This is a genomic window from Holdemania filiformis, assembly GCF_003459085.1.
GTDB classification, from domain to species: domain Bacteria; phylum Bacillota_I; class Bacilli_A; order Erysipelotrichales; family Erysipelotrichaceae; genus Holdemania; species Holdemania filiformis.
Genome location: NZ_QRUP01000005.1, coordinates 55,697 through 81,067, shown reverse-complemented (window position 1 = coordinate 81,067; position 25,371 = coordinate 55,697). Strand labels below are relative to the sequence as shown.

Genomic DNA, 25,371 nt, shown 5'->3' with positions numbered 1-25,371 from the left:
TCTCCTTTAACTGCGGCCGCGGTTAAGCAGCTGGTTCTCCAGGTCTTCGTTGAACTGCGCGGTATACAGCCGGGCATAATAGCCGTCCAACCGCATCAGTTCGCCATGCGTTCCCTGTTCTACTATCTTACCCTTTTTCATGACCAGAATCAAATCGGCGTTGACGATCGTCGAGAGCCGGTGCGCGATGATGAAGCTTGTCCGACCTTTCATCAGGTGTTCGATGGCATACTGGATCACCTGTTCCGTTTCCGTGTCGATCGAAGCGGTCGCCTCGTCGAGCACGAAGATCCGCGGATCCGCCAGCACGGCGCGGGCAAATGAAATCAGCTGCTTCTGCCCCGTCGACAGCCGTGAACCGCCCTCGCCTACGTCTGTGTTGTAGCCGTTTTCCAGACGCAGAATGAACTCGTGCGCGTCGACCATTTTCGCCGCCGCTTCAATCTGCTCATCACTGGCATCCAGCCGGCCGTAGCGGATGTTATCCTTTACCGTGCCGGAGAACAGATGCGGCGCCTGCAGCACATAGCCGAGATGGGAGTGCAGCCAGCCCAGCGAGCGTTCGCGCACGTCTTTCCCGTCGATCAGCACCTGTCCGTTCACCGGCTGATAAAACCGGCATAACAGATTGACGACCGTACTCTTGCCGGAACCGGTTTCTCCGACCAGCGCGACGGTCTGGCCGGCTTTCACCTTCAGGTTGAAATCGGTCAGCACACGTTCGCCCTCAAGATATTCAAAATCGACATGCCGGAACTCCACGTCGCCGACTAACGGTTCATAGTTCTGCAGCTTCGGCTCCAGCTCTGTTCCGTATTTTTCAATCACTTCCGGGGTATCGACAATCTGCGGTTCACTGTCCAAAAGCGACAGCACCCGCTCCGCGCTGGCCTGCGCCAGCTGCAGCTCGGCGATCAGCCGGGCAATCTGCCTCAGCGGTTCAAAGAACTGCGTGGCGTACTGCGTAAACATCATCAGCGTGCCGAACTGCAGCGTCTGCATCAGCACCTGATGGCCGCCCGACCACAGGATCGCCGCGGTCGAGATCGCACCCAGACCCATGACCACCGGCATAAACAGCGCGGACAACGTCGCCGCGCGCACGCTGGCCGCCTTCATCTCGAGCGTTTCTTCATTGAATTCTTTTAAGTTATCATCTTCGATGACCAGTGTCTTCGTCGTCTTGGCGCCGGTGATGCCTTCGTTGAACGCGCTGGTAATCCGCGAGTTAATCCGCCGCACGCTGCGGTAATTCTTGAGAATCCGAACCTGAAACCACACGCTCAGCCAGGCCAGCACCGGCACGACCATCAGCACCAATAACGCCAGCTTCCAGTTGACGAGCAGCATGACGACGCTGACTCCCAGCATCACCGCTAAGCCCCAGATCAAATCCATCAGACTCCACGACAGAATTTCCGCCAGCCGGGCAATATCGCTGTTCATCCGCGCCATTAACCAGCCGATCGGCGTCCGGTCAAAGTAGGAAAACGAGAGCGTCTGCAGCTTGGCGAACGCTTTCTGGCGCACATCGTAGGAGAACGCCATTTCAATTTTACCCGCCTGCATGAAAAACAGATAGACGCTGAATGCCTGAAACAGCACGCCTGCCATGTAAACTCCGGAAAACATCCACAGCGAGCTGTCCGGCTGACCGCCTGCGGCAAACGTGTCGATCGCGATTTTGTTGAGGATCGGAAACAGGACATCGCAGCCGGCGACGGCGACCATCAGGATCAGCAGCCGCACCAGCTCCTTGCGCAGCGGTCTCATCAGCACGAAGATCCGCTTCCACAGACCGGCATCCAGCGATTCCGTATTGTATTGTTGTTCTTCAAAACGAATCTGACTCATGCTTCCTCCCCTCCTTCATTCATCCGGGCCGTCTGGATCTCGACGATCCGGCGGTACAGCCCGTCTTGCTCAAGCAGCTGAGCATGCGTTCCCGCCTGAGTGATCCGGCCTTGTTCCAGCACCAGGATCAGGTCGGCATCCATTGCCGAAGCCACCCGCTGGGTGATGATCAGCGTCGTGGTCTGGCTTTGCACCTCTTTTAAAGCCGCGCGGATCTTTGCGTCGGTCTGGGTATCGACCGCCGACAGCGAATCGTCGAAGATCAGAATCGGCTGCGGCGACAGCACCGTGCGGGCGATCGCGATCCGCTGCTTCTGTCCGCCGGAAAGCGTGACGCCTTTCTCACCGACTAACGTGTCGTAGCCGCGGTCAAACTCCGCGATGACTTCGTGCACCGACGCAATCCGCGCCGCCTGTTCCACTTCCTCGCGATGCGCCCCGCGCCGGGCTAAGTGAATGTTATCGTAAATTGTTTTCGAAAACAGGAACGGTTCCTGCAGGACGATGCCGATGTTCTGGCGCAGCCATGTCCGCTGGATGTCTGTAATTTCATGTCCATCGATCCGAATCTGGCCGGACGTCGGATCGTACAGCCTCATCAACAGATGAACCAAAGTGCTTTTGCCTCCGCCGGTCGGCCCGATCAGCGCCACCGTCATGCCCTTCTCAATCGTAAAGGTCAGATCCTTCAGCACCGGCTGACTGTCGCCTTCATATTGAAACTGAACATGATCGAACTCAATCCGGCCCTCGATCGGCGGCGTTTCCCCGCTGGCCACATCTTCCGGAGTTTCGTCAAGAATTTCCTGCAGACGTCCGATGGACACGCTCATTTTACCCATATCGGCAAGAATCCGGCCGAGGTTGCGCACCGGCCACAGGATCATGCCTTCATACGAAATGAACACGAAGAAGCTGCCGACGCTCAGATCACCCCGAATTGCGGCGAAAATCCCGGCCAGGATAATCACGAAGATCTGCGTCAGGCAGATCAGGTCGCTTGTCCCCCAGTACGCGCCCAGATACTGAATCATTTTAAACGTCAGATCCCGGTAGCGGGCATTTTTCTGCTCGAACTTCCGGATTTCCTCCCGCTCGTTATTAAACGCCTTGACAACGCGGATGCCTGATAAATTCTCCTGCACCGCCGTACTCAGATCCCCCTCAGCTTCATCCGACGCTAAAAACGCCTTCTGCACGCGGGTAAAGAAAACATACGCGTAAATCACTAACAGCGGCATTGAGATCACCGCCAGCCAGGCCAGCGGCCGGTAGATGGAAAACAGAATCAACAGCGCGGCCAGCGCCGTCGCGACGGAATAAACGACCTCTGAGATCTGTCCCGCCAGAAAGCGCCGGATCTGATCGACATCGCTCGTGCACCGCTGCACCAGATCGCCGGTTTTAATCCGCACATGGTAACTGAACGGCAGAGACTGCAGATGCGCGTACAGCCGGTTGCGGACCTTGCGGCACACTTCCTCTGAAATCACCGCGTTCCAATACCCCCGCAAGAACACGCACACGCAGATCAGCGCGTTAATCGCCAGAATCGCCGCGGCGCCGATCCACAAATTCCGCTGCAAATACGCCGCCCCGCCCAAATGATCCAACAGCCACGCCAGAACCGGATTGTTAGCCGGCTGGGCATGGATGACATTGTCGATCATAAAGCTGAACAACAGTGGTGAACACAGGTTCAGAAACGCATACACGCACACCAAAATAATCATCGCTGCCATCCGTTTCCGGTTGCTTTCTAAAAACTCCCAAATAAAATGAAACTTCCGCATGATTTCCCCTCCTTCCGGAATCCAAAATAAAAAGCACGCTCAGCAGTGCTTTTCATTTGTTTCTGATTCATTTTCATCCATCACTTCTGCCAGATACTCAACCGGCGTCACCTGCGTCATCAATTCGATGACGTCAAACGACAAACCGATCTCCACCAGCGTTTTCGCAACTTCCATCTGCGGTTTTTTCATACGCTCTCACCTGTTCTTAGGCTGAGCGTTCCGCACTGAAACTATCCTTTAGTTTGATTGGAAGTGTTTGGTTAACGCCGTTGCGATCTGATCAGGACAGGACGTCGGCTTCGCGCCGCAATGAACTCCCTGAAAAGCTTCTACTACTTCTTTGACTGTTTTCCCCTTGATGATTCTGGAAATGCCTAACAGGTTGCCGGGGCAGCCGCCGGTGATCACAACGTTGGTAATAACGTCGCCTTCCAGCTCAAAATCAAAGCGCTTGGAACAAACGCCCTGGGGGATATATGTAAATTTATCTTTTGTCATTGTCATATAAAAAACCTCCTGTCGACTACGGTTATCATGATACCATGGTTCATTTTCCTTCACAAGTCCAAAAATACAGAAAAGCCGGAATTTTCCGGCTTCGATTCAGATTCTGAACAGTGATTCAAATTTCTTGAAGATTTTATTATCCGCGATGACCAGCAGCTGGTCGTTGGCCTCGATCGTGTAGAACGCATCCGGAGAAATCGAGAGATGTTCCTTCGGATTCTTGCGGATCCCCAAAACGTTAATGCCGTAATTGGTCCGCAGTTCCAGCGCTTTCAGCGTCTTGCCGACCCACTTGGCCGGGGCTGCGATCTCAACGATGCTGTAATCATCGTCGATGTCGATCAAATCAATGATGTTGCGTGAAACCAGCTTCTTCGCTACCCGCTCGCCCATCTCTTTTTCCGGACGAACGACGTAATCCGCGCCGATCTTCTGCAGGATCTGCATGTACTTTTTATTTTTCGCCTTCGCCATGATAAACGGAATTCCCAGCTCGCGCAGGTTCATGACGCCCATGATGCTTTCTTCCAGGTGCGATCCCGTCGCCACCACTGCCGCGTCGCAGTCCTGAATGCCGATCGCGCGCAGCTGGTCGATATCCGTGAAGTCCGCCTGAATCGCCTGCGTTACAAAATCGCTGACGCGGTCCACGCAGGCCAGATCCTTATCGATCGCGATGACTTCGTGATTGTATTGCGAGAGGGTCTTGGCGATCGTCGATCCGAAGATCCCTAAGCCCAGAATAACATACTGTTTCATTTCCGACATAATTCCTATTCCTCCTACCCGATCAGCACGTCCCCGTGCGGATAAACGAGATTGTTTGTTTTACGGTTTTGTTTCATTCGCATCAACGAAAGCACGATCGTAATCGGACCGACACGGCCGATATACATCAGCGCGATGATCACGATTTTGCCCAGCGCCGACAACAGCGGCGTCACCCCGGCAGACAGTCCGACCGTCGCAATCGCGGAGAACGCTTCAAACGCGATCGGCAGGAAACCGATTTCCGGATCGCTGAGCGTCAGCAGAAAGATCGCGATGATCAACACGCAGGCATAAGTCAGCGTGACGGCGAACGCCTTGTGGAAGGTGCCGGCCGGCAGCGTCCGCTTGAACAGCGTCATATTGCCGGCGTCGCGGATCTCGGACACGATCAGCACGAACAGCATCGAGAACGTCGTCGTTTTGATACCGCCCGCGGTGCCGCCCGGCGAACCGCCGATGATCATATAGAACAGCATGATGAACAGGGAAGCGCCTCGCAGCATCGAGAAGTCAATGGTACTGAAGCCCGCCGTTCGCAGCGTCGTCGACTGGAAGAACGCCGCCATCACTTTCTGCGGGAAACTCATCCATCCGAGCGTATCCGGATTGGTAAACTCCACTAACAGGATCAGCAGCGTCCCGCTGCCTAACAACGCCCCGGTGATCACCAAAACCAGCCGGCTGTGCAGCGAAAGCCGCGTCCACAGCCGTTTCCAGCTGAACTTTTTTTTCTCCGGCAGCACCCGCCGCAGGTCAAACCAGACCGCAAAGCCTAAGCCGCCGGTGATGATCAGACCGCAGACCGTGAAATTAATCAGCGGATCGGTCGCGTATGCCATTAGGGACGACCGCGTGATATTATCCAGTCCCGCATTGCAGAACGCGGAAACGGAAAGGAATACCGAATTGTAAAGCCCCTGCGTCAATCCATATTCCGGAATGAAGCGCAGCGCCAATAGCACCATGCCGATCGCTTCAAAAATAAAGGTGTAGCGGAAGATGCTTTTTAGAAAGTTGGGAATGTTGTCGGCGTCGTTTTTATTTAACGAGTCCTGCAGCATTTTCTTTTCAGAAAAGTTCAGCTTGCGCCGCATCAGCGTCAGAAACAGCGCCAGCAGCGACATCAGGCCCAGTCCGCCGATCTGCATCAGGAAAATGATGACCGTCTGACCGATCAGATTGTACTGATCGATCACGGCAAACGGCATCAGCCCGGTCACACAGGTCGCCGAGGTGGCAACAAACAAACTATCTAGATAACTGGCCCGCATGCCGGGATTCTGCGAAAGCGGCAGCCACAGCAGGAAGGAACCTACAAGGATAACAAGGACAAAGCTCAGCGCGATCATCCGGGTCGGCCCCAGAAACCGCAGCAGCTTATCTCTGATCGGCAGTTTGAAGTTCATGATCTATTTCCCTCCTTAGAAAGGAATCGAACCAGCGGCATTCCAAACCGCAGCGTTACCAAATCGTTTACAACCTGACATATTTCACTATTGCCTTCCAGGCTCATCAGCATGCCCGCCGTTTCCGGCGTACATCCCAACTGGCGCTGCAGCTGGCAATTCATTTTCTGACAACAACGTTTCAGCGCTTCCTCCATCGTTTTGGCGGAGGCCAGCGCATAGAGCTGATCCTGATCCGTCACCCATGGACCTGCGCAGGCTTGCTTGAGGACTTCGACCTTTACCGAGACCTCAGCCGCAATTTCCGCGCCGCTGCCCATCACCTCGCCGTCGCCCATAGCCGCATGCACATCACCCAGTGCTAATAGCGCGCCGGGATGAAAAACAGGCAGATAGACCACTGAGCCTTCACGGATTTTACGGCAGTCCATGTTGCCGCCGTGTTCACCCGGAGTTCCGCAGCCAACTTCTTTTCCCTGCGGGGCTACGCCGATCACGCCGATCATCGGATCCGCCTTGACGATCAGATCGCTGCGAAATTCCAGCTGGCGCTCCTGTACCGGCAAAAAGTGAATCATTCTGCGTGTCACAAGCTCTTTCATCGTTCCGCTGTTGGGATAACTGCCAACCAACGCCCGGCTTCCCAGCGAGATTTTCTCGATCGTGACCTTCAGCGTATCACCCGGCATGGCTTCTTCCACTGCCGCCGGCCCGTTTGCCGGATTAATCCGATGACAACGCCTGTCCGGCTCGTCCGGCGTGACCTCGTCACTATAACAATCCATCGTTTCAAACGTAATCCGATCTCCTGAATGTACGTTGAGTACCGGTTTATTCTCAGAAGACATCGCATAGATCACATGATCTTTCGCAATCTTATTCATAACCAACCCTCTTTAAGCGTATACGATTCCTAGTCTACACCTTTTAATACAAATACTCAATACTCGGGCTTTGAAAATTTTACAAAAAAGCATAACATTCTTTCCGCGCAGAAAAAAGACTATAAGAATTCACTTATAGCCCTAGTACTAATACGCTAAAATAAATCCACATTTATTTTAGCGGACATTTCTTTGAAAAATGTGATAAATCACTTCCACATTTATACCAAGTTCCCCATTCTTCTGAAGAATTTGATGGATCTGTGGCAGTCCCTCCATTATCCTTCGGAGTATACCATATACCATCCTTTAAAACATATTCGTTTTTATAATATTGCTTTGAGTCTACATAATCAGGATTAGAAATGCAGAATACCTCATTACCCTTTATAAGATCTTCTAGATTGGAATTTTTATTTATAGACAGGCCACTCCCATGAATACGATAGACATTCCCTTTATAAAAGAAATATTCACCTTGAGGAACATGTTTCCCTATTTTAACAAGATCTTCTAATGACGGAATTTTATCTAAGACTGAAAAATCTACGTTATTGCCAGTGCTGCCTAAAGCGTATGCCGCATAAATGAAATTAGGATTATTCTCATCAACATAGAATGGTCTATCCGTTATTTCTTCAATAACACAGACTTTTTTATCAGCATCCCACGTGTTCCCATCAGCCTCACATTTCTGCTGGTTGGCTTTTTCCTGATCGAACACGCACATCTTGGTGTTGTTATCAAGGATGAGATCGCCGGAACACGTGCAGGCCTGAGTGGCTTTGTCATAAGTCCCGCCGCTGCTGACGCACATATATTGTTCGACCGGGATGCAGACCTTATATTCAACGCCGTCTTTCTTCTCCGTTCCTTCCAGAACGTAACCCGCCAGGCATGAACAGGTTTCCGCAACGATGTCAAACTGGCCCTTGCTGGCTTCACAAACCGCCTTGTAAGGCGAAGGAATGTAGGTCGGCATCGGTTTAGACGACGGGTACACCGTCGGTTCCGGCTTCTTTACGTCGTCCGGCGTCAATGAACCATCCGGATTGGATGAAGGTTTATAACTGCCGCCGCAGCCTTCCGTGGATTGAACATAGCGGATCCATTTCTGATCGGTAATGTTCCAACAATAATCCCCTTCCCCGTTGGGATGCACCGGCTGCTCAATCAGGCCGTCGCTGACCAGCACCTGCTGCCGCGCGGCGTCGTCCGCGACCGATTCAAAAATATCTTTATTTTCGATCTCATGAAACGAAGCGTAGGAATGCGTGGCAAAATTCAACAGCTCTAAATTAGAATCTGAAATCTGATCGCCTGCGGATTTCGCGAAGCCTGACATCGTCGGGACCAAGATACTCAAAAGCGTAAATAAAATCGCAACTGTCACGATCATTTCCAATAATGTAAAACCACGTTTCTCTTTCATTGTTTTCACCTTTGTTCTTTGATTAGGATTATTATATCATACTTCTAAATCTGCCTGCTTAATTCGTTTTACTTTTGTTCATAATAATGATATACTCCTAGGCGAGCGATTTTAAGATGAAAGTGAGAAATACATGAAATTTAACGAACTAAACCTATCCCCTGAGATGAGCCGCGCCATCGCAGACTGCGGTTACACAGAGGCTACCTATATCCAAAGCGCGTGCATCCCGGTCGTCATGAACGGCGGCGACGTCATCGGACAGTCCCAGACCGGCACCGGCAAGACCGCCGCGTTTGCGATTCCTATCATTGAAATGCTGGAGGTCACAGACCGCAAGCGTCCCCAGGCCCTGATTTTATCCCCAACCCGCGAGCTGGCGATGCAGGTCTGCGATGAAATCCGCAAGTTTACCAAATATAAAGAAGGGATCCGCACCGTCGCCGTTTACGGCGGCCAACAAATCGGCAAGCAGATCCTGGAATTGAAAAAAGGTGCCGACATCGTTGTCGGAACCCCGGGCCGTGTACTCGATCATATCCGGCGCCGGACGCTGCGCTTTGATCAGTGCCGCGTACTGGTTCTGGATGAAGCGGACGAAATGCTGAACATGGGCTTCCGCGAAGATATTGAAACCGTCATCGAAGCCCTGCCGCAGCAGCGCCAGACGGTCTTGTTCTCCGCGACAATGCCCAAGCCGATCCTGGAGATCACCTCGCAATACCAGACCAATCCGGTTCATATCAAGACGCCGCAGACGCAGATCAACACGCCGAAGATTGAACAGGTCTATTACATCTGCCCGAAGGAAGCCAAGAAAGAAATTCTGATGCAGCTGATCTCGATGCAGAATCCGCATCTGGCGATGATTTTCTGCAACACAAAGAAAATGGTCGACGAGCTGACCTCAGATTTAGTTTCCAAGGGCTATCCGGCGGCCGCGCTGCATGGCGACATGAAGCAGGAAATGCGGACCGGCGTCATGGACAATTTCAAAAAAGGCAAGATCAACATCCTGGTGGCCACCGACGTTGCCGCCCGCGGAATCGACGTTGACTCGATGGACGTTGTCTTTAACTATGATCTGCCGCAGGAATCTGAATATTATGTTCACCGCATCGGCCGGACCGGGCGTGCCGGTAAGGAAGGCCTGGCGGTTACGCTGATCACTGCGCGTCAGAAATACGCGCTGCGTGATCTGGAACGCACAACCCGCTCCAAGCTGACGCAGAAGCCGCTGCCGTCACTGGAAGAAGTCCGCAAGATCCGCCTGGACTTCTTGCGCGAAGATCTGGAACACCGGATGACCCGCGATGTCCCGGAGCCGCTGGCGGCGATCATCGACACGATGAAGGACGACGGCTATTCCTACCGTGAAATGGCCTTAGCTCTGGCCTATCAAATTGCCGGACATGAGATGTTCGATGAATCGGCCTGGAACGCTTCTGCCCGTCCGGCGTTAACCGTTACGGAAAAAGGCATGAGCGAACTGATCCTGGATATCGGTTCCGATCAGGATGTCAGCGCCGCGATCATCGTCAGCGCGATCGCGACCGCAACCGGACTGCCGGGCAAGGATATCGGCAAGATCCGGATCAGCGCGCAGGAAACGACCGTGCAGATTCCGCGTCAGTTTGACCGTGAGATCGCCGACGCAATGAAGAATACGCCGATCAAAGGTCAGACGGTCCACCCGCTTCTGATGGTTCGTAAAGGCAAGGATTATTCCAATCTCCCACCGAAGCGCCGGGCGGCTTCCAAAGGGCCGCGTCAGCGCGGACGCCGCCGCGACAGCCGCGATTAAATTTAACACATGAAAAAGCCCCAAGCTGCGGATCAGGATGCAGCCTGGGGTTTTTCTTTACGCTTCCGTCTTCTTTTTTATTTTACGGTTAAGCTGCGGGTGATCCAGATAACACTGCGTCACGCTGACGATCATGTTGACATCGTAGGAGCCGCCGATGGAATAGGATAGCTTCATAATATCCTTGGTCAGATCTTCCAGGTCGTCACAGTCAGCCTGGTTGGCCTGGAGCTTCCGGGCTACGATTTGTTTGCAGGATTCCAAATCCTGCACCGTCGCAAAATCAAACAGGATTGATTCTTTCATGTCATTTCCCACCCTTTTGCTTCAATCATAGCATAATATTTTGAAGTTTCAATTAAATTGAGATGACCGGAAGAAATAACCATGGTAAAATAATTCAGGAATTATCGTATTTTTTAGATAGGGGTATTTATGAAGCATATATTCATCGTGAATCCGACTTCCGGCAAAGGGGACGGGAAGCGGGCCGCGGCCGCGATTCAGAAAGAAATCGAACAGAATCATCTGGACGGCGAAATCCGGCTGACCGAATACGCCGGACAGGCTCAGAAGCTGGCGGCGGAAATCAAACCGGATCCGGAAACGATCGTCTATGCGGTCGGCGGCGACGGTACGATCTGGGAAGTGCTCAACGGTCTGCCGCCGGGATTGCGCATGGGCATTCTGCCCTGCGGTACGGGCAACGACTATTACCGGATGATCGATCAGCGCAAGCTTCCCTTCGCGCAGATGCTGCACGAAACCATTCAGGGAAAAACGGTCGAGGTCGACTTCGGGCAATGCCATCACTGGCGCTTCCACAACTGCACGACGCTGGGACTGGACGCGCGGGTCAACGACCTGGCGATCAAATTGTACCAGAACTATCCGCTGCCGCGGTTTTCCGTCTATGGTCTGGCAGCCGTCCTGTGTGCGCTGAAACCGGCGCCGTTTGAGCTGGTGTTAAAAACGAAAACAGAAACGATCCGGCAGAAAGCGATCATCGCCGCCGTGATGAACGGCAGCTGCTACGGCAATGGCTTTATTGCCGCGCCGCAGGCGGATCTGCAGGACGGCTTATTCGACATTTGTGTTATCGAACCGCTGACGTTATGGGAAACGTTGTGGCTGATGCCGAAATACAAGCAAGGCAAGCACACTCATTTGAAGCAATGCAAGATGCTGCGGGCTTCTGAAATTGAGATTCATGTCGACAAACCGATCTTAATGCAGTCAGACGGCGAGGGCTTTACCTCCAATCATGTGCGGATTACGACCGGGCCGTACAAGCTGCCGCTGATCGTACCGCAGGCTTCGCCGTTAAAAGCTGGAACCGAAGAATGAAAAAAGATCCTGAATACCGGACTTTCGGTCGATATTCAGGATCTTTTCTTCTTGCCTGAAGCTTATTATTCAAGAAGCGTACTCTGCCGTTCAGCGGATCACCGCGGCGAACCGCGCATGAATTAACTCGGCTAAGAGCTGCGGCGCCATTTCAATCTGCGTGCCGATCTGACCGCCGCTGAAGATGATCGTCGCCTGTTCCAAAGCGGTTTGATGAAGAATCGTCGGAAACAACTTCTTCATCCCAATCGGACTGCAGCCGCCGCGGATATACCCGCTGACGCCCAGCAGATTTTTTACCGGAATCAATTCGACCGCCTTTTCATTGACCGCCTTCGCGGCTTTTTTCAAATCCAATTCGGCCGCTACCGGAATCACAAATACATAATAGGCTTTACTTGACGCCTGCGTGATCAGCGTCTTATAAACATGTGCGGGATCTTCGTTCAGCATCGCCGCCACGCTCACCCCGTCGACTGCTTCCTTATCGTGATGCGGATAGGTATGCACCTGGTAGGCAAGCTTCTGCTTATCCAGAATCCTCATGGCATTTGTTTTAATTTCCTTCATCGCTTGCGCCCCTTTTCTTTTCATGGAATCTGTGATTTATTATACCACGATCTCAAGCCAGGAAAAGAAAAACCATCCCCGCAAAGAGGATGGCTTGCTTTCACGCTAAGAATTAATAGTTCGTCGGACGCAGCATGAAGTAGCTCTTCGGATGCGCGCAGACCGGGCAGACTTCCGGAGCGCTTTCGCCGATGTGCAGATGTCCGCAGTTGCGGCATTCCCAAACCTGTTCGCCTTTGCGGACGAAGACTTCGCCGCTTTCAATGTTCGCCAACAGCTTCAGATAGCGTTCTTCATGTGTCTTTTCAATAGCAGCAACGCCTTCCATCGTCTTCGCAATGGCATCGAAGCCTTCTTCGCGGGCTTCTTCCGCCATCTTTGCATACATGTCGGTCCATTCGTAATTTTCGCCGGCCGCCGCGTCTTTCAGGTTGTCCACGGTCGAAGGCATACCGCCGTGCAGCAGCTTAAACCACAGCTTCGCATGTTCTTTTTCATTATTGGCCGTATCTTCAAACAACGCCGCGATCTGCTCATAGCCGTCTTTTTTCGCCTTGGACGCATAGTAAGTGTACTTGTTGCGAGCCTGGCTTTCACCAGCGAATGCAGTCATCAGATTCTGTTCAGTCTTTGTGCCTTTCAAATCTTTCATGTTAATCTCTCCTTTTCTTTAGCGGCCAGCTTTCACAACTGGCGATGAGGGTACAGCCCGCCTGCGCGCGCTGTTCTCTATTCTCTATTTTACCAGAGATTGCCAGAATTACCAGAGCCGGCTGCAAGAAAGTTCGCAACGCGGAAGAATTATACGCCGGATAGTTTGGAAAGCAGGGATTCTCCCCGGCGCAGCAGGTAAAAGCCCATTCCTGCAGCCAGCAGCGTCATTCCCAAAGCGACCGCCGCCATCATGGCCGCCGGTTCCAACGGAGCCCAGAACAAGAGACCGGCGATCAGCAGAAAGCTGAATCCCATTCCAGTGAAAACCGTGATCATTGTGCTCAGACTCTGCTTTACCACAACGATCTCCCGGTCATAATCAAACCGCGGAAAATGCAGGTTGACGATCAGCCCAAACAAGCCGGAGCACAGCGCCGTCAACAGGGTCAGCGCCAATAAAAGCACGGTTGTGACCGGCGCGAAATGATAGACAAAGCTCAGGATCAGAATGCTCAGCCAGCTGACCGGCACGTTGAGCATCAGGTTCAACGCCAGCTTCGCGCCCAGATAACGGTTGGCCGGAATCGGCAGCGACCGCATGATCCAGAAATGCTTGCCTTCCAGTGAGATCGATGTCGCCGTGATCGGACAGATCATCTCGCAGAACAGACACGCCGCCAGCAGCAGCATCGCAACCGGGTCGGCAAACGCGCGGAAGTCGACGCCGCTTTCCAGCATGATCTGCACCATCAGATCCTTCTGCGCCGCCAGCATCACCGCGCACAGCGCTACCATCACCGGACCGACCATCGTGTTCATGACTAACGACGTGGAGCCAAAATACCGCCGCAGCTCCTTGCGCAGCAGCGCCGCGTTCATCGAAGAGACTTCAAGCTTAACCTTCCCGCCCGCTTTGGCCGGGGTCGTCCGCGCTTTTTGATTCAGCGCGTTCCAGACCGGCGCAATCAAGATCAGAAACAGAATCAGGACCAGCGAGGAAAGGGCGATCAGCTTCAGCAGCTCAGCGAGATTCCCGTTGATCATCGCCATTGTCAGCCAATACACCGGAGCCAGCCACGTTTGAATCGGCTGAATCAGCGCGGCGATATCCTGCGCCTGTCCGGCCTGCCCCTGAAACAACGTCATGACCGTCATCAAACCGATCACCATCCCCAGCGACAGCACATTGCGGATCAGCACCGGATGCTTGACATGACTGGAAACCAGGCGCACCACAACCGCCGCCAGACACGCTACACTCATCGGTACAATCGGCAGAAACAGCTGGCCGATCAGTCCATACAGCAGAAATGTCGCGGGCATCGCATAGCGCAGCTGAAACAGCGCCATCATCGGCAGCGTCAGAAACGCGCTGTAGATCAACATCATCGCAACTAAAGCGACCAGTTTGGACATCAGGATCTGACGCCGCGTCAGCGGCATGCTTGCCAACAGATCATAATCTTGGAAATCAAATAAATACCCTTGCGCGTGATAGAAACCAAAAACCAGAATCAATCCGAATGCCGCGCTCAGCATCGACAGCGGGATCAGCATGTTCAGCGCCGCCGGCACGCTTTCGATCATCGCCCAGCTGTAAAGGCCTGACAACCCGATCAGCATCGCCGCCGCCAAAAGCACCAGCAGAGAACTGAATTTCTTCCGGCCGCCGAAGGTGCGGGCCATCTGCCAGATCAGCTGTTTCAGCGAAAGCCGGATCAGGACAAACGTTCTATTCATGATCGGCCAGCTCCAGGAACACCTGTTCCAGCGACTGGTTGCCCGTGACTTCCTCCATCGTGCCCAGCGCCGCCAGACGTCCGTCTTTCAAGATTCCGACATGATCACAAAGCTTCTGCGCGACTTCCAGCACATGCGTCGAGAAAAAGATCGTATTGCCGCAGTCGCAATGCTCGCGCATCAGTTTTTTCAATAAGAAGGAAGCCTTCGGATCCAGACCGACGAACGGTTCGTCCAGCACCAGCAGTTTTGGTTCATGCAAGAATGCGCTGATCAGCGCCAGCTTCTGCTTCATACCGTGCGAATAACTGCTGATGGGCATTGCCAGCGCCCCTTCCAGCTCAAACAACGCCGCATATTTCTGAATCCGCTTCGTCCGCGTTTCTTTGTCAATTTGATAAATGTCGGCTACGAAGTTGAGATATTCATCTCCGCGCATGATATCGTAGAGATCCGGATTATCCGGAATATAAGCCAGATTTTGCTTACAGACTAACGGTTCCTGACGAATCGAATGACCATCGATCCGGATTTCCCCCTCGTCGAAGTCCAGAATCCCGACGACCGCTTTGATCGTCGTGGTCTTCCCTGCGCCGTTAGGACCGATGAATCCGAAGATCTCGCCGTTTTCACACGTCAGATCGAGATGATCCACCGCCGCCTTGGCGCCATAACGCTTTACTAAGCCTTTAATTTCCAGCATTTTACTTCTCCTTTTCCTTTTTCCTGAACAGCAGCCAGGAATAACCCAGCGGCAGCAGCGCCGCGGTAAAAATCAAAATCAGGATAACAGCCGTCCGCCAGGCCAGCGGCACAAAGCAGGACAACAGAAGCAGCGCGCCGGCGAGGCAGAAGCAATATCCGCCGAAGCGCTGGGTTTTATTCCAGTTATCGGGATCGTCAAAGCTCCAGATCGTCTTCACCCCGACCAGATAGTTCTGCTTGATTTTCGGCATGACGTTGCCCAGCGCCAGAAACATCAACCCCGTCATGACAGGCAGAAGCAACTCCCCGTCAATCAGCGTCACGCCGAAGATCTGGCCTAAAATCCAGCCGTACATCAGAAACAGAAAGATCTCGGTGACGCCCAGAATAACGCCGTAGGATTTTCTAAACTTCACATAGTTGCGTTTGCGCGGATCGATCATCGGCGAGATCATCATCAGCGCCGGAAGTAAAAACAAGGTGACCGGGAAAATCCAGATCATGACTTTCGGACCCGTATCGTCCGCCAGTCCCTGAACATTAAAATGCGTCGGGATCACTTCCGGCAGCGACGGCCATACGATGAAGGTGATCACAACCGCCAGTACCGGAAGAATTAATAATTTCCAATCGAAGAACTTTTTCAACTCAATCCCCACTCTCTTTTTCCTTGATGAACCCTAAGGCCCAGCCCAGCACTTCAGAAAACACGCTCATGTTCAATTCGTAATAGATAAACTTGCCGTCGCGGTCGTCGCTGATCAGATCCGCCTTCCGCAGCACCGCCAGATGATGCGATACCGTCGCGTTGGTCATCTGAAAATGCGAAGCGATTTCACCCGCGGTCAGCCGTTTCTCCTTTAACAGCTCCAGAATCTCACGTCGTGTGGGATCGGATAAAGCTTTAAAGGTCTCCTGCATCCCCACTTCTCACTCCTCCTATCATTTAGATAATTATCTAAATGTATTATAGAGTCACCTTCTATCCTTGTCAATTCTTATTTTTCTTCTTTTCTTTCTTCAGGCGAAGGATTGCCCGGACTCCCCATTCAGAGTAAAATAAGATTAACGCCAAAACGGCGAAGGAGAATGTTATGTTGGAATTCAAATTTGACACGCAGCTTTTAATTGAAGGCGAGCATCTTTCCGAGGATGCGATTCATGATTACATCACAGAGAATATCGAAGGCGACTGCCTGTTAGCAGTGGGCGACGAGGAACTGATCAAAATTCATTTTCACACCAACACGCCGTGGAAGGTACTGGAATACTGCGCCAGCCTGGGTGAGATTCACGATATTGTCGTTGAAAACATGGAACGTCAATCCCAGGGGCTGCAGGGTTAATCACGGATTTTCCGTGAATTAACAGGTTACCGCCATGGAATGGTTCATTCTACTGTTTTTCTTTTTATTCGGATTGGTGATCGGCTCGTATCTTAACGTCGCGATCTACCGCTTACCCCTGCATCTGTCAACGGCGAAAGGCCGCAGCTTCTGTCCGCAATGTCATCATCCCTTATCCGCGATGGATCTGATTCCGGTTTCCAGCTGGCTGGGCCTGCGGGGAAAATGCCGCTATTGCCACGCGCCGATCTCCCCGCGTTATCCGCTGATCGAGAGCTTAACCGGAATCTTATACGCGTTGTGCGGCTTCTATTACGGGGCTACGCTCACCGCCGTGCTGCATTGTTTGTTTCTTTCTATCTTGATTGTCATGGCGATGATCGATCTGGATACAATGGAAATTCCCGACCGGCTTTCCGTGTTCATTCTGATTCTCGCCGTAATCGCTCTGATGCTGGAGCCTTCCTCCATCCCCAGCCGGATTCTGGGTGCGCTGATCATCAGCGTCCCGTTCTGGATCCTGTCGCGGTTGAACGCGATGGGCGGGGGCGATGTAAAAATCATGTGCGCCGCCGGGTTTTATCTGGGTGCGCCGTTGGTTCTGACTGCGTTTGTCTTAAGCAGTTTCATCGGTGCGATCGCAGCGTTATATCTGATGATCTGCAAAAAAAAGGACCGGAAATCCGAGATTCCCTTTGGTCCCTTTCTGGCAATCGGCCTGACGCTCAGCGTGCTTTGGGGCAACGCCTTGATCCAGGCTTATCTCGCCTTATTCTAAACGACAGCTTACGCTGTCTTTTTTTAAAAGTAGTACGTTGAAGCCGAAGGCGCATAGGACAGGTATTGCTGCAGATCGGCTTCTTTCAGACAGCGCTCATGCGCTGTTTTTTCAGAGATCTTCCCTTCCTGCACCAAACGTGCCAGATCGTAATCCATTTGCCGCATCCCGGCCTTCTGGCCTGTCTGTAAGACGCTGCTGATCTGATGCGCTTTGTTTTCACGGATCATGGACGCAATCGCATCGTTGGTCAGTAAAATCTCAAAGGCCGCCAACCGGCCCGGCTGATCCTGACGGACTAACAGCTGCTGCGTGACGACGCCCTTCAGCACGCTTGCCAGCTGAACACGAATCTGACCTTGCTGAGCTTCTGGAAACACATCGATAATGCGGTCAATCGTGCTGACCGCCGAATTGGTATGCAGTGTGGAGATGACCAAGTGACCGGTTTCCGCTGCCCGGATTGCGGCCTGGATCGTTTCAAAATCGCGCATCTCGCCGACCAGAATGACGTCCGGATCCTCACGCAGCGCACTGCGCAGCGCATCCGCAAACGACGCGACATCCACGCCGACTTCGCGCTGGTGAACAACGCTGGACGCATGTTCAAAGCGATATTCAATCGGGTCTTCAATCGTAATGATATGCGCTTTGCGTTCATGCGAAATCGAATTGATCATCGCAGCCATCGTCGTTGACTTTCCGCTCCCGGTTGGCCCCGTAACCAGCACCAATCCCCGCGGCAGCGTGGAAAGCTTGCGCACGGCTTCCGGAATCATCAAATCATCAAAGGAAGGAATCGTATTGCGCAAAAGACGCAACGCTGCGCACGGATTGCCTTTCTGATAATAAGCATTGACACGCACGCTGTAGCCATGCGCGTCCTGGAATCCGAAATCCAGATCCCCCTTCTGATATTCTTCCTGCTGAGTCCGGTTCATGACCGTCGCCAGCATCGAGTGAATGTCTTCCTTCGTTAAGGGTTCATCGCCAAGGATCGTCAGTTCCCCTAACATTCTTGCCACAACCGGCAGGCCGACCGTCAAATGTAAATCGGTACAGTCCATCGCCCGTCCTCGATCCATCCAAGCTTGTAAATCCATCATGATCACCTCGTTTATACTGTTCATTGTACGCTGAAATGCAAAGAAAGAAAAGAGAGCGGTTACGCTCTCAAATTTAGAATTATTTTCCAGGATCAAACTCAACTGGGAAATAGCCTAGTGTATTTGCATCAGTCCCGTACTTTACATATGATCCTGTGGAATCATCTACATACGTACATACAGATGTTTCAATGTCACCATCTTCCCAAAATTGTTTATATACATTAGCAGTTGCTGAACATAACTTAACCGTTTTATCTGCAGCAGGATACATTTCGGTAGTTTCCGCTGTCTCAGACGCTTTTATTGCTGTATAAATTGCTCTAGCATTGGCTTCATTAGCTGTTCTTTTCGCATCTTCTGTAAATCCAGTCAGCTTCGGCACCAGCATCAACATCAAAGCGACTAAAATAGCGACGACAACGATCAATTCAATCAGGGTAAAACCTTTCTTGTTGTTCTTTGCATTCTTCCTCATAATTTTTATATTCCTTTCGTATTGAACACTATCATTATATCACGGTTATCATAAAAGCGTTATGATAACCGTGTAAAAAAATTAAGATTTTTGTAATAATCCAATTAGGATTCCGAATTAAATCGTATAGATGACCCGCAGCATTTCTTCCATCGACGTCTGTCCTTTGATAATCATCTTGACCATTTCCTCCGACAGCGTAGTCATTCCAGCTTTGATAGCGGACTCTTTAATCTTATTCGTATCGTTGGAGCTGACGATCAGATCGCGGATCTCCGCGGTCAGCGGGAGAATTTCAAATAATGCGGTACGCCCTTTATATCCGCTCTGGTTGCACCGGACGCAGCCATGCGGCTTATAGATCGGACCGGTATAGCCGCCAAGCAGCTGACTTTGTTCCGCGGTCGGCATGACCTGTTCCTTGCAATGCGGACAAAGCTGACGGGCTAATCGCTGAGCGACGATACCGACTACCGATGAGGATAACAAATACGGTTCCACATTCATGTCTTTTAAACGGGCAATCGCCGTAGCGCTGTCGTTGGTATGAATGGTAGATAAAACGTAGTGGCCGGTGATCGCTGAACGCACCGCAATTTCCGCGGTTTCTTCATCACGGATTTCACCGATCATAACGATATCCGGGTCCTGCCGCAGAATTGAGCGCAGAGCTGAAGCAAAAGTTAATCCCGCCTTGGCGTTGACCTGAACCTGATTGACGCCCATCATCCGCTTTTCAACTGGGTCTTCAATCGTGATGACATTGACTTCCTCTCTTGCCAATTCATTGAGGATCGCGTACAGCGTCGTGGTCTTACCGCTGCCGGTCGGGCCGGTGAATAACAGGATTCCATACGGCTGATGAATCATCGATTCCATCAAATCATAGTCTTTCTGCTGCAGACCGAGATCTTTCAACGTCGTAAGCTGCTGCAGACTGTGGCCTAACAGACGGATAACCATCTTCTCGCCATACACCGTCGGCAATGAGGATAAACGGATATCCAGACTCTTGCCGTCAATCTGACTTTCAATATGTCCATCCTGCGGAATTCGTTTTTCCGCGATGTTCATATTGCCCATGATTTTGATTCGCGTGATCAGCGCATCATGAACGGACTTCGCAATCCGTGTGAATTCATGCAGAACGCCGTCTGTTCTAAACCGGATCACCGTCGTCATTTCAAAGGGTTCAATATGAATATCGCTCGCGCCTGTTTCATAAGCCTGGCGGATCATGTTGTTGACAAACTTGACAACTGGCGCATTATCGACGCGCTGCGTCAATTCGGAAAGCTCTTCGTTCAGCGCTAAGTCCTGATCCTCGGTCAGATCTTTCTGAATTTCGTCGATTGCGCTGCTGACATTGGCTTGCGCGTAGTTCCGCCGGATTGCGTTTTCAATCATTTCTTTTGGAGCTAAAACCGGAGATACCGGGATTCCGCAGGAAGCTTTGATATCTTCCAGCGCGTAGAAGTCAAGCGGATCGCTGGTGGCCAGCTGCAATGCGTTGTTCTTGATTTCTAACGGCATGACCTGATATTTCTTCGCAACGTCTTCGGAGATCAGCCTTACGATATCACTGTTGACATTAATCTGGAAGCCTTCGTATACCGGAACGTTCAGACGCACGCTTAACGCTTTCAGCTTCTTTTCTTCTGTGATATAGCCTAATTCAATTAAAACGTCGCCCAGGCGATTGCCGGGATGCGCTTTCTGATGCGCCAGCGCGCTGTTCAGCTGTTCCTCTGTAATATAACCCTGTTCCAGCAGCAGCTGGCCGATCGGAAGATTTTTCACTTGCCTGCGCCTACCTTTCTATCGCGATATAGCCTTCAGACAGGACAATGCTGAAATCCTGGCGGCCATAATCAATATTCATACATTCTACCGCCGATTCCGCGCGATATTTTTCACCATTCTTGTTAAAGATTAATACGATCTTCACCGTCGTCGTATCGCTGTCGTAATCTTTAGTTGCCGTCGACAGCTTGACATCGACTTTGTAGCCGTTATAGAAATCGGAAGAATACAAGGGCTTCGGCGTCCCGCCAGGAGAATCCCAAACCTGCAGCTGTCCGTTGACAACACTGTAAACAAGAAAGTTCCGGCCATATTCGTCTTTGAATTCCGTTATCGCTTTTTTCTCGCTGACAAGGGATTTCGCAGTCTGCATCGGCTTGCTGATCTGCTCGATCAGAATCTGTGCTTTGTCTTTGAGATCGGTCTGCAAAGCGCTTTTCTGAAAGGTTGCGATCATCGGTCTGAAGATCGCGGTCAGACCGATCACCAGCGTCGTTAACAAGCCGACGACCAGCACCATCTCAATCAGCGTAAATCCACGCTTTTTCATGAAGGATCCGCCTCAAAATAACGATAGTTAACCCGGCCCTTGGCATCGGAATACGTCTTCATTTGTCCCGGAATGGAATAGCTTTGTCCATCCAGCAAGAAGGTCAGCGACGAATCCTGCGCCGTAATTTTCACGCCGGCAATTTTTTCACCCGCGATCGCCTTGCGCACCTTTAACTCGCTGCGGCTAAGGCTGTCTGATTCCATCGTCAAGGAAACGCCGGAAGTAAAAACCTTCGTCAGCGAAGTCACGATAATGACCAGAATTCCTAACGAGATCACGATTTCCAATAAAGTCATGCCGCGTTTATTCATGACGGTCCCTCCTTTCTTTAAGGTTGGTAATAGTACAAGTCGAAATAATAAGCTTCTGCTCCGCCTAATTTGAACACCTCATAAATATCCGCATTATTTCTGGCCTTCAGATTGACACTGCTGACGAGTTCACTGTGCTCGAATTCACAAGCCTGCAGCCGACCATTCATCGTGATATTTTCGGCCTCAAAAATAATCTTAGGCGCAAAAACACTCACATTGACGTCGCCCTGAATTCTAACCGGATGAGTAAAAACGAGGATAATATTTTCACTGTTCAACAGATTCGTCGAGACCTGATCGCTGAGCACCGGATTTTCATCTTCAATAAAAAAGACCGGCCGATAAAACTTGTTTTCACTTTCAACGATCAACTGATTCGGCATTTTAGCTAAATTAACGAACGAAATATCAAGTAATTTTCCATTTTTAATCTGTAGTTTTTCCAGATTAGGATTTGAAAATTCATAAAATATCGCTGAATCGTCGGTAATTTTAATATCTATATTGTCATCCGACGAAGTAACTTTACGATAACCTTCAATACTTTCAATTTTTCTGGGGATTAGCGGAAGATTAAACATATACTTTTCAAAAAGCGCATCGGTAGGTTGAATTTGCCGAATTTCCCCAGTATAAGAGGCATTCACGGGTTCAAAGCTGCCTGTATAATAGATCGCTCCCGTTACTGTCGCATTCTTCAATACCAGATCACCTTTACAAATGACGTCGCCATCGATGACGACTTCCCCCAGCGTATCGCTGCCAATCGTCGCTTTTGTGTATTCAGCTGGTTCCAAGACGACATTGCCGTCAATATGGCCGGTAACCACAGGATTCTTAATGTTCCGGTAAATTAAGACAACTTTGGGATCCAGATTTTTCTGCAAATCGTCAATTTTTTCATCTTCAGAACTGATGTTTCCGTTTACGTTCTGCTGCGTTACCGTCAAATCGGAAATTGCATTAATCCAGAAGCTGGCGGAATGATCCGTTGGAATCCGGCATTCGTTAATCAGGACGGCACGTTTTGACAGGCTTTCCTTACTGGCAATCTCTCTTTCAATCCCATTGGGATCAAAAAACTGATTCATATATTTTGTAGCCTGCACGACGGCGGTCATCTGAGATGTTTTATCTTCATATTTTGCCTCTGCAGTAATAAATATCCTGCTCTTAGACCACAAAAGCCAACCGTGAGATTCATTATAAAATGCATCCCGAGTGATAGTATATCGGTATTCACCATGATCGCCATAGCTGGCCCAATCACTCACAACCTGATCTTTACTTTCTTCAACAACCTCGATCAGCGTCTGCCGCAGGCTTTCTTCATCCAGCTGCGTGATCAGCGCCTCTACCGCGCTTTGGGCGATATAATCCGCCTGCTGCTGGGTCACGTCCGCAGCTGTCTGCTGGAAAGCCCGGCGGGAAAGAGGAATCAAAGCGGCGGCAAAAATCAGGAACACCATAAACAAACAGATTGTCAGCAACAATGTGCTTCCCCGTTTTGACCGCATCGCGACGCCCCCTTTCTCTTTAGTTAATCGTTAAACGTGTAGAACTGGATATGAAATGAACCCTGCATCTGCTTTTCTTTCTCATTGACCGACAGGGACGTAATCGAAATGACCTGCGGCAGCTGCTGGATTTTATCCATCGCGCCGATCATCTGATCCATCGAACCAGTGACCGTGAAATCCGCTTCCACCATCAGCACGACGCTTAACGCCTGTTCGCTGCCGGGCAGTGTCGCGTAAGTCAGATCCGAGATCGTCAGAGAATCCCATTGTTTGATAAAATCCGCCATCGTTTCATACAAGTATTCATCCTTCAATTCAGAATACTTCGGCGGCACGAAGCGGTCGGCCAGATTCTGCAGCTGAACCGCCAGATCCTCATGATCCTGATTCAGGGCGTCCAACATGTCGATCATCAGCTGCTGCTGCGCCAGCTCGTCCTCGATCTGCGTCCGCTCGCTGATCAACTCCTCATGTTTATTCTGCATCGGCGTTAAGAGAAACTGAATCCCGACGACGTTCAGCAGCATAAATGCCAAGACGACTAACAGAATTTTTTCGCGCTCTGAGAGTTTCATTCAACGTCCACCCCCTTCAGCGTCAACGTGATCAGAAAATTGTAATTTTTCTTACTTTCATTATAGGTAAAACCGGTATAATTCACATCCGCAAACCAGTTTGTCGAACGCAGATCCTGCGTGTATTGGGATGGAGAAAGCCGGCTGCCTGCCGTACACGTCAGCTGAACTGCCAGTCCGTCCTGCACCTGCAGCCCGCTGATCGCGACATCCTTGGGACGCAGCGCCTGGATCTGCTCGAACAGCGTTTTGGAAAACTGCTCGGTCTGTTCGCTGTACTGCAGCACCTGCAGCGCGTCTTCAATCTGTTGGCGGGTCAGCGAATTCTGCGTTGACAACATCAGCGCATCGTCATACTGCTGCAGCCGTTCCGGCAGCTGCAGCTGGGCTTCCACCTGCTTGATCGCGTTGTCTTCAATCTGATTTAAAGCAAATTGACGATAGCACAAACCGCCGAGAATCAGCGCGTTGATTACGAACAAGCCCAGGATCACGCGCAGGCTGCGGCGCTGCTGGTAAGCCTCGGTATAGCGCTGGTGATTAATCCCTTTAAACAGATCATACGGACGGGCCAGCAGCGCCAGGCCATAAACGGCGCAGACCTGCGAGGAAACCTCGCTTGCGCTTAAGCCGCTGACTGCCGGGAAGATCTCCGTCGGCAGCCGCAGCACCTGCGTCAGCTCGCGGGCAATCGACTCGGCATTCTCCGTCGTTCCGATCCGCACCAGCTCCACCGGCGAATCCGGATTCTTAATCCGCTGGAATTGAACAAGCTGGGAAATCCGCTCGTTCATCACGGTCAGCGGCGTCTGATTGCGGTCAAACCGGAACACATTGGAGAACATGAAGCGGCCGTTGTTGAACAAAACCGACGTACACACTTCATCGGAACACCACGAATAAATCGCGGTCTTTTCTTCCTGCAGCCGCATCCCCGCCTGGATTAACGCCAGCGTCGAGGTGATCATCCGCTGCGGCTTAAGCCCCGCGGCTTTTAACGCCTTACTGTAAGTATCGCCATACGACTGCGGAACAACGACCGTCAGACTTTCGCTGCCGTTTTCCGCCTGCGGCAAAATGGCGTAATCGACGGTATTTTCTGTGATGTTGCCGATCTGGCGGGCTAAATTGAAATAGAGATTCTTTTCCAGCGCCTTCGCCTTCAGCTTCGGGGTTTCAATCTGGCGGTAGATCACTGCCGTGCTGTCGGCGATCACCGTCACACTTTTGCCCTTAAGCCCCAGCTCGGAAACCATCGTCTTCGCCCATTGGGCAAAGGCTTCCTCATCCTGAATAAATCCGTTGATCAGCAAGCCTTCAGGAATCGCGCAGGAATGCGTGCGCTGAACCTCAAGCTTGTGTTTTTTTGCTTTTCCCCAAACCACAACGGCATGCCGCTGCATAATATGCAATAGTATCATAATGCTT

At 51.4% G+C, this 25,371-nt stretch carries 27 protein-coding genes; 4 read left to right on the top strand and 23 right to left on the bottom strand.

Going from position 1 to position 25,371, the window contains the following annotated elements; genetic code table 11:
- Positions 1-6: 6 nt before the first annotated feature.
- From DWY25_RS05700 to DWY25_RS05670, 8 genes are all read right to left on the bottom strand, one after another.
- Positions 7-1,854, bottom strand: coding sequence for an ABC transporter ATP-binding protein (locus DWY25_RS05700; protein WP_117894430.1), 1,848 nt, complete (start codon positions 1,852-1,854; stop codon positions 7-9).
- Positions 1,851-3,647, bottom strand: coding sequence for an ABC transporter ATP-binding protein (locus DWY25_RS05695; RefSeq protein WP_117894429.1), 1,797 nt, complete (start codon positions 3,645-3,647; stop codon positions 1,851-1,853). The genes DWY25_RS05700 and DWY25_RS05695 overlap by 4 nt, the downstream gene beginning before the upstream one ends.
- Positions 3,648-3,686: 39 nt before the next feature.
- Entirely contained in the window at positions 3,687-3,839 is a 153-nt protein-coding gene (locus tag DWY25_RS17700; protein ID WP_006059159.1) for a hypothetical protein, read from the bottom strand.
- Between the two features lie 48 nt (positions 3,840-3,887).
- Entirely contained in the window at positions 3,888-4,154 is a 267-nt protein-coding gene (locus DWY25_RS05690) for a TIGR03905 family TSCPD domain-containing protein (RefSeq protein WP_006059158.1), read from the bottom strand.
- A gap of 99 nt (positions 4,155-4,253) precedes the next feature.
- A complete protein-coding gene (locus tag DWY25_RS05685; protein ID WP_006059157.1) occupies positions 4,254-4,925 on the bottom strand; it encodes a potassium channel family protein in 672 nt (223 codons plus the stop codon).
- Between the two features lie 14 nt (positions 4,926-4,939).
- Positions 4,940-6,334: a TrkH family potassium uptake protein gene (locus DWY25_RS05680; protein ID WP_117894428.1), complete on the bottom strand. Its 1,395-nt coding sequence runs from the start codon at positions 6,332-6,334 to the stop codon at positions 4,940-4,942.
- Positions 6,331-7,218 (bottom strand): acetamidase/formamidase family protein, encoded by an 888-nt coding sequence (locus DWY25_RS05675; RefSeq protein ID WP_117894427.1) that lies wholly within the window; start codon positions 7,216-7,218, stop codon positions 6,331-6,333. The genes DWY25_RS05680 and DWY25_RS05675 overlap by 4 nt, the downstream gene beginning before the upstream one ends.
- A 172-nt stretch (positions 7,219-7,390) precedes the next feature.
- On the bottom strand, positions 7,391-8,650 hold the full coding sequence (locus tag DWY25_RS05670; RefSeq protein WP_117894426.1) for a type II secretion system protein: 1,260 nt from the start codon (positions 8,648-8,650) through the stop codon (positions 7,391-7,393).
- Positions 8,651-8,783: 133 nt separating this feature from the next.
- Between DWY25_RS05670 and DWY25_RS05665 the strand changes: the two genes are divergently transcribed.
- Positions 8,784-10,454, top strand: a complete 1,671-nt coding sequence (locus DWY25_RS05665; protein WP_117894425.1) for a DEAD/DEAH box helicase — start codon at positions 8,784-8,786, stop codon at positions 10,452-10,454.
- 57 nt (positions 10,455-10,511) lie between these two features.
- Here the strand turns inward: DWY25_RS05665 and DWY25_RS05660 are convergent, their stop codons facing one another.
- On the bottom strand, positions 10,512-10,760 hold the full coding sequence (locus tag DWY25_RS05660; protein WP_006059152.1) for a hypothetical protein: 249 nt from the start codon (positions 10,758-10,760) through the stop codon (positions 10,512-10,514).
- A gap of 129 nt (positions 10,761-10,889) precedes the next feature.
- On the opposite strand from DWY25_RS05660, the gene DWY25_RS05655 reads away from it, so the two are divergent.
- Positions 10,890-11,801: a diacylglycerol/lipid kinase family protein gene (locus tag DWY25_RS05655; RefSeq protein ID WP_117894424.1), complete on the top strand. Its 912-nt coding sequence runs from the start codon at positions 10,890-10,892 to the stop codon at positions 11,799-11,801.
- 90 nt (positions 11,802-11,891) lie between these two features.
- Here the strand turns inward: DWY25_RS05655 and ybaK are convergent, their stop codons facing one another.
- From ybaK to DWY25_RS05625, 6 genes are all read right to left on the bottom strand, one after another.
- Positions 11,892-12,371 carry a Cys-tRNA(Pro) deacylase gene (gene ybaK, locus DWY25_RS05650; protein WP_117894423.1) on the bottom strand — a complete coding sequence of 160 codons (480 nt, stop codon included), beginning with the start codon at positions 12,369-12,371 and terminating at the stop codon, positions 11,892-11,894.
- 112 nt (positions 12,372-12,483) lie between these two features.
- Positions 12,484-13,023 carry a rubrerythrin gene (gene rbr / locus DWY25_RS05645; RefSeq protein ID WP_006059148.1) on the bottom strand — a complete coding sequence of 180 codons (540 nt, stop codon included), beginning with the start codon at positions 13,021-13,023 and terminating at the stop codon, positions 12,484-12,486.
- Between the two features lie 149 nt (positions 13,024-13,172).
- A complete protein-coding gene (locus DWY25_RS05640; protein WP_117894422.1) occupies positions 13,173-14,765 on the bottom strand; it encodes a hypothetical protein in 1,593 nt (530 codons plus the stop codon).
- Positions 14,758-15,468 carry an ABC transporter ATP-binding protein gene (locus DWY25_RS05635; protein ID WP_117894421.1) on the bottom strand — a complete coding sequence of 237 codons (711 nt, stop codon included), beginning with the start codon at positions 15,466-15,468 and terminating at the stop codon, positions 14,758-14,760. Before DWY25_RS05635 ends, DWY25_RS05640 begins: the two co-directional genes overlap by 8 nt.
- 1 nt (position 15,469) lies before the next feature.
- Entirely contained in the window at positions 15,470-16,129 is a 660-nt protein-coding gene (locus tag DWY25_RS05630) for an SdpI family protein (protein WP_117894420.1), read from the bottom strand.
- Positions 16,119-16,391, bottom strand: a complete 273-nt coding sequence (locus DWY25_RS05625) for an autorepressor SdpR family transcription factor (protein WP_006059144.1) — start codon at positions 16,389-16,391, stop codon at positions 16,119-16,121. The genes DWY25_RS05630 and DWY25_RS05625 overlap by 11 nt, the downstream gene beginning before the upstream one ends.
- 173 nt (positions 16,392-16,564) lie before the next feature.
- On the opposite strand from DWY25_RS05625, the gene DWY25_RS05620 reads away from it, so the two are divergent.
- Positions 16,565-16,816 (top strand): hypothetical protein, encoded by a 252-nt coding sequence (locus DWY25_RS05620; protein ID WP_006059142.1) that lies wholly within the window; start codon positions 16,565-16,567, stop codon positions 16,814-16,816.
- Positions 16,817-16,850: 34 nt separating this feature from the next.
- Complete coding sequence (locus tag DWY25_RS05615; protein WP_117894419.1) at positions 16,851-17,594, top strand: prepilin peptidase; 744 nt, start codon at positions 16,851-16,853, stop codon at positions 17,592-17,594.
- 23 nt (positions 17,595-17,617) lie between these two features.
- On the opposite strand, the gene DWY25_RS05610 is transcribed toward DWY25_RS05615, so the two are convergent.
- The 8 genes from DWY25_RS05610 to DWY25_RS05575 all read right to left on the bottom strand — a co-directional run bounded on the left by DWY25_RS05610 (position 17,618) and on the right by DWY25_RS05575 (position 25,364).
- The gene (locus DWY25_RS05610; protein ID WP_244925939.1) at positions 17,618-18,697 is read right to left on the bottom strand and encodes a type IV pilus twitching motility protein PilT; all 1,080 of its coding nucleotides are present in this window, start codon (positions 18,695-18,697) and stop codon (positions 17,618-17,620) included.
- A gap of 82 nt (positions 18,698-18,779) precedes the next feature.
- Complete coding sequence (locus DWY25_RS05605; RefSeq protein WP_117894418.1) at positions 18,780-19,178, bottom strand: type II secretion system protein; 399 nt, start codon at positions 19,176-19,178, stop codon at positions 18,780-18,782.
- 117 nt (positions 19,179-19,295) lie between these two features.
- A complete protein-coding gene (locus tag DWY25_RS05600; RefSeq protein WP_117894417.1) occupies positions 19,296-20,978 on the bottom strand; it encodes a GspE/PulE family protein in 1,683 nt (560 codons plus the stop codon).
- A 10-nt stretch (positions 20,979-20,988) separates the two neighbouring features.
- Positions 20,989-21,531 (bottom strand): type II secretion system protein, encoded by a 543-nt coding sequence (locus DWY25_RS05595; protein WP_117894416.1) that lies wholly within the window; start codon positions 21,529-21,531, stop codon positions 20,989-20,991.
- Complete coding sequence (locus tag DWY25_RS05590) at positions 21,528-21,845, bottom strand: type IV pilus modification PilV family protein (RefSeq protein ID WP_117894415.1); 318 nt, start codon at positions 21,843-21,845, stop codon at positions 21,528-21,530. Before DWY25_RS05590 ends, DWY25_RS05595 begins: the two co-directional genes overlap by 4 nt.
- Positions 21,846-21,862: 17 nt before the next feature.
- A complete protein-coding gene (locus DWY25_RS05585; protein WP_117894414.1) occupies positions 21,863-23,365 on the bottom strand; it encodes a hypothetical protein in 1,503 nt (500 codons plus the stop codon).
- A 23-nt stretch (positions 23,366-23,388) separates the two neighbouring features.
- Positions 23,389-23,943 (bottom strand): hypothetical protein, encoded by a 555-nt coding sequence (locus DWY25_RS05580; RefSeq protein WP_117894413.1) that lies wholly within the window; start codon positions 23,941-23,943, stop codon positions 23,389-23,391.
- Positions 23,940-25,364 carry a PilN domain-containing protein gene (locus DWY25_RS05575; RefSeq protein ID WP_117894412.1) on the bottom strand — a complete coding sequence of 475 codons (1,425 nt, stop codon included), beginning with the start codon at positions 25,362-25,364 and terminating at the stop codon, positions 23,940-23,942. Before DWY25_RS05575 ends, DWY25_RS05580 begins: the two co-directional genes overlap by 4 nt.
- Positions 25,365-25,371 lie beyond the last annotated feature (7 nt).